4 protein-coding genes and 6 pseudogenes are annotated in these 9,437 nt (G+C 48.2%); 2 read left to right on the forward strand and 8 right to left on the reverse strand.

The features are described 5' to 3' along the window. Positions 1-10: 10 nt before the first annotated feature. The 4 genes from BLU30_RS13160 to BLU30_RS13175 all read right to left on the reverse strand — a co-directional run bounded on the left by BLU30_RS13160 (position 11) and on the right by BLU30_RS13175 (position 4,480). Positions 11-1,255, reverse strand: a complete 1,245-nt coding sequence (locus BLU30_RS13160; RefSeq protein ID WP_090247076.1) for an NAD(P)/FAD-dependent oxidoreductase — start codon at positions 1,253-1,255, stop codon at positions 11-13. A gap of 1 nt (position 1,256) precedes the next feature. Then, complete coding sequence (locus BLU30_RS13165) at positions 1,257-1,709, reverse strand: 4Fe-4S dicluster domain-containing protein (protein WP_090247077.1); 453 nt, start codon at positions 1,707-1,709, stop codon at positions 1,257-1,259. Positions 1,710-1,862: 153 nt separating this feature from the next. Further along, positions 1,863-3,368, reverse strand: a complete 1,506-nt coding sequence (locus BLU30_RS13170; protein ID WP_090247079.1) for a glutamate synthase-related protein — start codon at positions 3,366-3,368, stop codon at positions 1,863-1,865. Between the two features lie 2 nt (positions 3,369-3,370). Beyond that, positions 3,371-4,480, reverse strand: coding sequence for a class II glutamine amidotransferase (locus tag BLU30_RS13175; protein WP_090247080.1), 1,110 nt, complete (start codon positions 4,478-4,480; stop codon positions 3,371-3,373). Positions 4,481-5,420: 940 nt separating this feature from the next. On the opposite strand from BLU30_RS13175, the pseudogene BLU30_RS14735 reads away from it, so the two are divergent. Continuing rightward, positions 5,421-5,676, forward strand: a pseudogene (locus BLU30_RS14735) (transposase); the annotation flags it as partial. 200 nt (positions 5,677-5,876) lie between these two features. On the opposite strand, the pseudogene BLU30_RS13190 reads toward BLU30_RS14735, so the two are convergent. Beyond that, positions 5,877-6,531: pseudogene (locus BLU30_RS13190) on the reverse strand (IS3 family transposase); the annotation flags it as partial. A 72-nt stretch (positions 6,532-6,603) separates the two neighbouring features. On the opposite strand from BLU30_RS13190, the pseudogene BLU30_RS13195 reads away from it, so the two are divergent. Further along, positions 6,604-7,736: pseudogene (locus BLU30_RS13195) on the forward strand (IS3 family transposase). Between the two features lie 262 nt (positions 7,737-7,998). On the opposite strand, the pseudogene BLU30_RS14740 reads toward BLU30_RS13195, so the two are convergent. The 3 pseudogenes from BLU30_RS14740 to BLU30_RS14390 form a co-directional block, all read right to left on the reverse strand. After that, positions 7,999-8,265: pseudogene (locus BLU30_RS14740) on the reverse strand (transposase); the annotation flags it as partial. 113 nt (positions 8,266-8,378) lie between these two features. Beyond that, a pseudogene (locus BLU30_RS14745) lies at positions 8,379-9,044 on the reverse strand (transposase); the annotation flags it as partial. A gap of 168 nt (positions 9,045-9,212) precedes the next feature. Next, a pseudogene (locus tag BLU30_RS14390) lies at positions 9,213-9,437 on the reverse strand (IS5/IS1182 family transposase); the annotation flags it as partial.

The raw sequence follows: 9,437 nt of genomic DNA on the forward strand, positions 1-9,437 counted from the left end.
GACTGCCTCCTTAGTGTGCTTCTGCCAAATCGGCCTTCCGAATGTTCTTCCCAAAGGCCGCTAACCGAGGTGCTTCCATGAGCATGGCCCAGTCCGTTTCGGACAAGGGGGTCTGATTTCGAATCAGCTCGGTGTAAATCCCCCCCCGATCACAGTCCCCCAGAATAATAAAGCCCACCAGGCGATCATCCTGGATATAGAATTTTTTCAGGGTCCCCTTCTCTTCCACCACCACCGGATCACCCATGGTGCTGCCAGCGGTGAGCATATAGTACCCCTTAATCCCCATGGCATTCACCGGGAAGGCCCGGGTGTACACTGCCTCGCCCCCGGCCATATTGATGCCGGCCACCTCCCCCTGGAGGTAGGCATTGGGGAGAATGGCCATGTTTTTCTCCGTCTCCGAAGAGCAGTCGTAGCTTTGGGTGCAGTCCCCGGCAGCGTAGACATCTAAGAGGGTGGTCCTCTGTTGGCGATCGGTCACAATGCCCCGCTGTACATCCCCTCCGGCACTTTCCACCAGGCTGCTTTCCGGACGGGTGCCCACTGCCAGAATCAGGATATCGTAGGCCAGGGTGTTCCCATCGCTGAGGGTGACTTCCCCCTCCCCAATTTGGGTAATGCTGGTACCCAGACGAAGGGCCATGCCCAGTCCCTCCAAATAATCAGCGTAAAGGGCCGCACATTCGGCGTCAAGCACACTGGGCAGCACCTGGTCTGCTAAATCCACCACGGTGAGGCTCCCACATTGGTCCATCAGCGCTTCCCCTGCCTTTAGGCCAATGAGGCCCGCCCCCAGGATGACCACCTGGGACTCCGGCGTGAGGACCTCGGCAATGCCCTCGGCATCATCCATGGTGGTGAAGGTGAAGGTGTTCTTGGCTGAATCCCGGCCAGGGATGGGCGGCACAAAGGGATGGGAGCCTGTGGCCACCAGGAGCTTTTCGTAGCTGATGGTCCGCCCCCCGGTCAGGGTGACGATCTTCCGCTTGGCATCCACCGCCGTGGCCATGACCCCGTACTCGACGCTTACATCATTTTTTTCATAAAAGTCACGGTCCCGGTAGCGAATGTTTTCCTTTTCCACCCGGCCCTCCAGCCAGTAGGAGATAAGGGGGCGGGAATACACCGGGCGGTCCTCCCCGGAGATAACGGTAATGCTCCCCAGGGGATCCACGGTCCGTATGCCTGTGATGCCCCCCACAGCGGCGATGGCATTGCCGATGATGAGATATTTACTATGGGTATCTGCCATATTATTCACCCCTTTCTTCGTAGACGATGGCCGCATTGGGGCAGCCTGCCACACAGGCCGGTGCCCCAGCGGCGGTTTCTAAACATAGCTCGCATTTGAGCATGGTGTAGTTTCTACCGATGACCAGACAGCCGTAGGGACACATGACAATACAGGTCCGGCATCCCACACAGCGTACCGGATCAATGCGGATGACCCCGTCCTCACCCATGGACAGGGCCCCGGTAATACAGCCCTTCACGCACAGGGGTGTTTCACAGTGGCGACAGGATACGGCAAAGTGGATGCCGCCGTCTTCACTTCCCCCATCCTCTACCCGAATCCGGGGCAGGGGTTTCTCATCCCGATTAAAGGCTTTAATCATATCACCCTCACCGGAACCCGCAAAAGCGCATTGGACTTCACATAAATGGCAGCCCAGGCACCATTCTTCATTCACATAGACTCGTTTCACGATATTCTCCTTTTCGGTCTACATTTTCGCATCTGTCTTCTCATCCATATCATGGATAAGACAGACGCTCAAATGCATTCGCTTCGTTACCGCAGGCTACTCGCTCACGCTCCTTGACCAGCCTGCTACCGATTTTGCTTCGCACAATCGGACTCAGCGTCCAGCATGCTCGATTCCAAGGATGTTTAACTCGGTTTCGCTGAGGCCAACGCCCCTTAGCATCAGGCGGTTGCCCTTCAGGGATTCAATGGAGTTAATCCCCATCCCCCCCATCATTTCCTTGATTTCATGATCCCAGGCCCGGAGAAGGTTGACCAGGCGCTGTGCTCCGATATCGGGGTTCAGGCGTTTGACCAAATCCTCCCGCTGGGTGGCGATGCCCCAGTTACACTTCCCCTGCTGGCAGGCCCGACACAGGTGGCAGCCCAGGGCCATAAGGGCCGAAGAGCCGATATAGCAGGCATCCGCCCCGAGGGCAATGGCCTTGACCACATCAGCGGAGCTGCGGATGGAGCCCCCAACCACAATGGAGATATCGTTTCGAATTTTTTCGTCCCGGAGACGCTGGTCCACGGCGGCCAGAGCCAGCTCGATGGGAATCCCCACATTATCCCGAATCCGGGTGGGGGCAGCCCCCGTCCCTCCTCGGAAGCCATCAATGGCAATGACATCCGCCCCCGAACGGGCAATTCCCGAGGCGATGGCCGCCACATTATGTACCGCCGCAATTTTAACAATCACCGGCTTTTTATAATCCGTCGCTTCCTTTAAAGAGAAGATGAGCTGCCGCAAATCCTCAATGGAATAAATATCATGATGGGGTGCCGGAGAAATCGCATCCGAGCCCTCGGGAATCATCCGGGTTTCCGACACCTTCTGGCCAATCTTATGGCCTGGCAAATGGCCGCCGATTCCCGGCTTAGCCCCCTGGCCCATCTTAATTTCGATGGCCGCCCCGGTCATCAGGTAATCCTCATGGACCCCAAAGCGCCCAGAAGCCACCTGGACGATGGTATTGGGACCGTACTGGTAGAACGCCTTATTGAGGCCACCCTCCCCGGTATTGTAGCAGGTGCCCAGCTCCCTGGCCGCCCGGGCCAGGGATTTGTGGGCATTCTCACTGATAGAGCCATAGGACATGGCCGAGAACATAATGGGCAGCTCCAGCTCAATCTGAGGGGGCAGGTCCGAAATCAGATTCCCCTGGCCGTCAAACTCCAGATGACTGGGCTTTTTCCCCAAAAATACCCGGGTTTCCATGGGCTCCCGGAGGGGGTCAATGGAGGGGTTAGTCACCTGGCTGGCGTTAATGAGCATCTTATCCCAGTATACCGGATAATCCTGGGGATTTCCCATGCTGGAAAGCAGCACCCCCCCAGACCCCGCCTGGCGATAAACCTCTTCGATGGTCGACTGCTTCCAATTGTAATTGGGGCGGAAGGTATTATCCGTCTTCACAATCTTTAAAGCCCGGGTGGGGCAAAGACTCACACAGCGCTGGCAGTCCACACAGGAGGCTTCGTCTGCACGCATCACATCAAACTCTGCGTCATAGCTGTGGACCTCGTTGGCGCATTGGCGCTCGCACACCCGGCATTTAATGCAGCGGGTGGGATCTCTGTGGATTTCAAACTCTGGATAAATATAATTGATTCCCATTTTTACGCCTCCTTCCCATCCGCTTCAACCCGGACAATAATGGGCTCACCGCCCCTGGGGGCCCAAATCCCCTCAATATCCGGACACACCGCCCGAATGGCCGACTCCTCACTGGCAATATAGACAATATCGTCCTTCTCCCCCGCCACCATGGACCGCAGCTTCAGGCGGTCATTCAGGGCCATGAGCCCCTTATTAAAGCCACAGATAATGGAAAAGGGTCCGGTGATGAGCAGGCTGGCAAAGGTATTGCGCAAAACCGTCAGCCGGGCCGCCTGCTCCCTGGGCATTCCATCGATCTCTTCCCAGAAGGGTGCTGCAATAATGGCCGCAATATCCTCGTAATCAAAGCCCTCCTTCCGATTGAGATAATCGATAATATAGGTGATGACCTCCGTATCCGTCAGCAGGGTACACTTATAATCAAACATTTCAATATAGCGTCGATTGGCATCGTAGGAGGAAATCTCTCCGTTGTGCACCACCGAGTAGTCCAACAGCGCAAAGGGATGGGCGCCCCCCCACCAGCCGGGTGTATTAGTGGGATAACGGCCATGGGCCGTCCAGCAATAGCCATTGTATTCCTCTAGCTTGTAGAAATCCCCCACATCCTCGGGGAAACCCACCGCCTTGAATACCCCCATATTCTTCCCGCTGGAGAAGATATAGGCCCCGTCGATGGCGGAATTGATGTAGAACACCGTATCCACGATGAACTTCTGCTCATCAATCTCCCCCTTGGCCTCCTGGATCTTGGTGAAGATGGGGTTGACGAAATACCGCCAGATCAGCGGCTCATCCACGATATTCTTATTCTTACGCACTGGGATGCGGCTTAGATTGACGATATCGAAAAACCCTTCCAGGTAGGCCTCGGTTTCCTGCCGGGCCTTGAAATCGTCGTAAAACACATGGAATGCGTAGGAATCCGCATACTCCGGATAGATGCCGTAGCCTGCGAAGCCCCCGCCCAGCCCATTGGAACGATCGTGCATCACCGCAATGGAATCCACAATGGTCTTCCCATTGATGCACCTGCGGCCCTTGCGGTCAATGATACCGGAAATGGCACACCCCGATGGGATCCGAATCTCGCCTTCTTTTCTTAACATGGTCGGTCTCCTTCATATAAATCGGTAAAACGTCATAAACGCCTACAAAAAACGAAGGCGCCCGAGTCAATCGGACGCCTGATTTAACCGTGCAGGAAATAAAACCCCTCAGCACCCTTGCCACCAGGATCTCCATCAACCTACCGTCTATACCACTCCATCCCATTGAATCGGACGCCATTGTCCTTCAAGAAATACTGTATACACATTTAATTTTCTCTATTAAAACACATTTTCAAAGGAAAAGCAATGCCTTTCTCCACTGGCATTGTTTTCAGAATTATAAATATGGCGGACAGGTGTTTGCAATTAAGGGACAGTCGTACTTTGCAACCACCACTGACATTGACATCCCATATCATAACCGGCCCTTGTACCCGTTAGCCCTTCCCCCAAACCCATAGGATATCGAAAAATGCGATACCCTTTGGCACCAAAGAAGAGCCCCCTCGACAGGACTCTATTTTAAGATGATCGTTTGATTTCCTATGGATTTCAGTTCATAGAGCACATTCTACTCCCCGATGGAGAATACGCACATGTCCATTTAAAAATAGACGTTTTTTCCTACGAAGCCTTACTTTCCGTTCTACTTGAATAGCAGTAGCAACGCACCATCGCTTTTTAATGAAACAGATTCAAGGCGAATCTACCGACTCACCACGAATAACAGCCCAACCGTTTATATGATTCTGACCAAATATGTGAATGAAAAAAACAAAAAACTCAAAGACCAGTTACTGGATTTTTCCCTTCTCAACAGCGGAAGTCAAAACGCTAAAAAAAATCACTTCCTGTCGCGTTAATATCAAAGCCATTGCAAACTCACACGGCTTAAGGATGTACGCTCCGGATGAATCGATAAATTGAATCAGACAGACAATATGCTCAGAGTCAACCGTAATGCGATAAAGAACCTCTGAACACAACTATGGAGAATAACTTAGATGCTCTGTCTCCCATCTTAAATTTTCATCCGCTGTTTGCAAAGTCATTTATACGACCAATGCTATAGAAAGTCTCAATGCGATATACCGCAAATTAAATCGCCAACGTAGTGTCTTTCCCAGCGATACAGCACTCCGATTTACTTGGTGACCTTTGAAGCGACTAAAAAATGGCGCCTGCCCCTTCGAATTTGGGGGCTGGTCTATGGTGAGCTTAGCATGATGTACGAGAGCCGCTTGCCAGAATAATCGTCAATATTGCCTTAATAAACAGGTGGTTTTTATCGCCTATTCTTGACATGGTGCGATTTATGGCGTATATATTAACGATCTAAAACATATCTATACTGCTTTGCTTTTTCTTTTGACTCTGATTCTAAGCACAGGAAATTCTAATTTACAGAAAGCCTTTCACACTCGGGGGGTGCGGAGAATTTCTTGGACTTCTATTAGGCCAATCCTAAATTTTGTCTATATTCTAAAGGGCTCATATAACCCAGGGATTGTTTAATTCTTTTTGAATTATACCATTGAAGATATTGTTCTAACTGCGCTATAAATTCTTCGATGCTTACGCCAGCCCAATTGGTATGATAAAACATCTCGTTCTTTAATCGGCCAAAGACGCCTTCGCATGCAGCATTATCGGGAGAGCATCCTTTCTTTAACATCGAAACAATCAACAATTAGGGAAAGATAGATTTTCCCTGCAGGAATGATGAATTCAGTGATATCCGTCAACCATTTTTGATTGGGATAATCCGAATGAAAATTTCGATCAATTATATTTGAAACCTCTGGTGTGATTTCCCCTTTGTAAGAGCAATAGGATGCTGTTTTCTTGATTTTAACGGTAAGACCTTCCTCCCGGAGTATTCGTCGCACAACTTTTTCAGAACGCGTCGTTCCTTCTTTTTTAAGTAGGGCATGGATTCTTCTATAACCATAACAATTCTTGTTTTCTTTGAAAAGAATCCCAATACGTTCTCTTAATGCCTGATCTCTATCCGGCTTATTTGAACGTCCTTTTTGATAATAGCTACTTCGGGGTAATTTTAAACGGTCGAGTAATTGTGACAGTGTGTATTTATTCTTCAAGGCATCGTGGATAGGCTACACTAAACTGGACAAAACGTATAAGAGCTGTTAAAATCCAAAACAGTGAGGTGAACGAAAATGACAAAACCGCGGCGAAACCATACGGACGAATTTAAGAAACAGATTGTTGAACTTTACAACAATGGGAAAACCCGAGTAGAAATCATGCGCGAATACGAACTATCTTCCTCTGTGTTGAGTAACTGGATTAAACGCTATAACACAAGTGGTTCATTTAACATCGATGATAACCGAAGAGCTGAGGACAAAGAGCTGATCAAGCTTCGCAAAGAAAATCAACAACTTCGAATGGAAAATGATATTTTATACCCTAAAGGGCACGCGAAGCAAGCAGCGCTGATAATGGGACGAAAATAAAGGTCATCCTGGCTAACAAGGATAAATACAGTATCAGCGCCATGTGTAAATTATTAAAAATCCCGAGATCTACTTTTTATTACATCCCGAAAGAAAAAGATCCCCGAGAAGATAAAACGCTTAACCAACAAATTTGTGATATTTTCAATCAAAGTCGAAATAACTATGGTACCCGGAAAATAAAGGTCGAACTCGAACGGATAGGTAAACAAGTCAGTAGAAGGCGTATTGGTCGAATCATGGCAAGCAATGGTCTTGTTTCAAATTATACAATCAAGCAATATAAAGTCCATCGAACAAAATGTATCCCATCACAAACCCCGAACATCGTCAATCGAGAATTTAACCGCCAGGAAGCATTGGAGGTCATCGTCAGTGATTTGACTTACGTCAATGTTTCTGGAAAATGGCATTATATTTGTCTGATTATAGATTTGTATAACCGTGAAATCATTGGATACGCAGCTGGCAAGCATAAAGATGCCCAGTTGGTTTACAAGGCTTTCAGTCGTATCCAAAGGGATTTAAACACCATTCAAATCTTTCATACCGATCGGGGATCGGAGTTTATGAACCAATGTATCGATGACTTGCTCAACACATTTAAAATCAAACGGTCCTTAAGTGCTAAGGGGTGTCCTTATGATAATGCCGTCGCTGAAGCAACATACAAAGTTGTTAAAACGGAATTTGCATTTAATCGAAAATTTGATGATTTTGATGAATTGGAACGTGAGTTATTTGATTATATTCATTGGTACAACCATATCCGTATCCACGGATCATTGGACTACTTGACACCAATTGAATATAATAAACAGTGCTTAGTCTAATTGTACAATTTAGTGTTGACAATCCATCGATTATCACTGTCTTCTCCCGATTGCTAAGAGCTCTTTGATCGATGCCTGGGTCTTTTTTTAATATATTGATTGTTTCTGTCAAAAGATCAATCTCCATCTGCATATCATGCATCTGAGCTTTGATTGTTGCCAGTTCTTCGACAGATGCACTCAACTCATCCCGCCTGTGGTTTACGGTCCCTTCTTTTAATGGTCCTCGCTTAATATTTTTCTGATTCATCAGACCCCAATGACCTTCTTTCAAGTATTTCTTACGCCAATTATAAATGGTAGCACGGTTATAACCAATATCTTCTGATACCGATTTTACACTTTCGCCTATTTCAAAGTAACGTTTTATGGCCGCAATTTTTACCTCAAAGGATGGATTTCTTGGATGTTCTGGAGGATGAATCGTGAGGAGTTGCTTTCTTTTTGGTTTCTGCTTCCCTTCCAGTGCAATCCAAGTGTACAATTGGCGACGACTTGGATTATTCAGTTGGTGAACGACTTTACTCACGGATTTAACGTGGTAATATAAGTTTAAAGCTTGTTCAATTTCTTCTTTATTATACAATTTGAACTCCTCTTAGCGCCCATTTGATGTCCAGTTTTTTGTCCGCATCCTATCCCCCCTTTATGGAACCAACCGCTTTCTGGATCGGTCGTACTGACCTTTTGGTTTTTCATCCCTGCATCATCCCCAGTGGTTTCTTGGGATGGGAAGCGATCATCCGAGGATGGGGTAGATACGCCACCGTTCCCATCGTCATCGTGACGTTCTTTTAAGGGTTTCTTGCCATGAGCTTCCCGATCTCTGGTGATTTCTTCTTGAAGGGCTTCTTCATAAATCTTGGCGGTTTTTCGGACCCTCCGGTTTTGATGTTTGTTCCGGTTCGCCAGGGCTTTGACGTGGGTCCCGTTCAGGAAGATGGTCTGGCCATCAACGAATCCACTGTCAATGCATTCCTGTAGGATATGGGCGAAGATGTCTTCGAAGCGCTGGATGTCTTTAAAGCGTCGTGCATAATTTTTTCCGAAGGTGCTGAAATGGGGTTATGACAAGGCCTAAAACCAGCGATAGGCGACATTAACTTCGACCTCCTTGATGGTTTTGCACATGCTTTTGATGCCGCAAAGGTACTGGACGATGGGCAGCTTGATGAGGACCACCGGATCGATACTGGGGCGGCCATTATCCAGGCAGTATTGGTCTTCGACCAGCTCATAGATGAAGTCGAAGCTGATGGCTGCATCGACTAATCTTAGGATATGATCCCGTGGCACAATCGCATCCATGGTGATGATTTGAGCCTGCTCCCGTATGTTTTTTTCCGTTTCGTCAGCATCTTTTTTCCTCTACATTTTATGCTTATATACCACGGATGACGTTCTCGCTTCTCTTCCAATCGAAAAAAGCCATAGAAACTTTATGGGTTTCTATGGCTCAGAGCGTAGACAAACCAGCTAACCGAAACAACACCATCGGTTCGCTGGTTTTGTTTTTTCCTTAAAATTGAAAAAAGCAGTAAAAAATGAGATAGGCGCAAAAGAATCCCGCTCAGCAAGTCCCCTTTTATACTTCAGGATGGCCAGCTTTTTTAAATTTAGACAGGCCAATGTCAGCCCGACCTGTATGGCAACCCGGGCTTTTCCGATGCTTTGGGTATAACGCATCCCATGATGTTCTTT

Source organism: Eubacterium barkeri (genome assembly GCF_900107125.1).
GTDB lineage: Bacteria > Bacillota > Clostridia > Eubacteriales > Eubacteriaceae > Eubacterium_O > Eubacterium_O barkeri.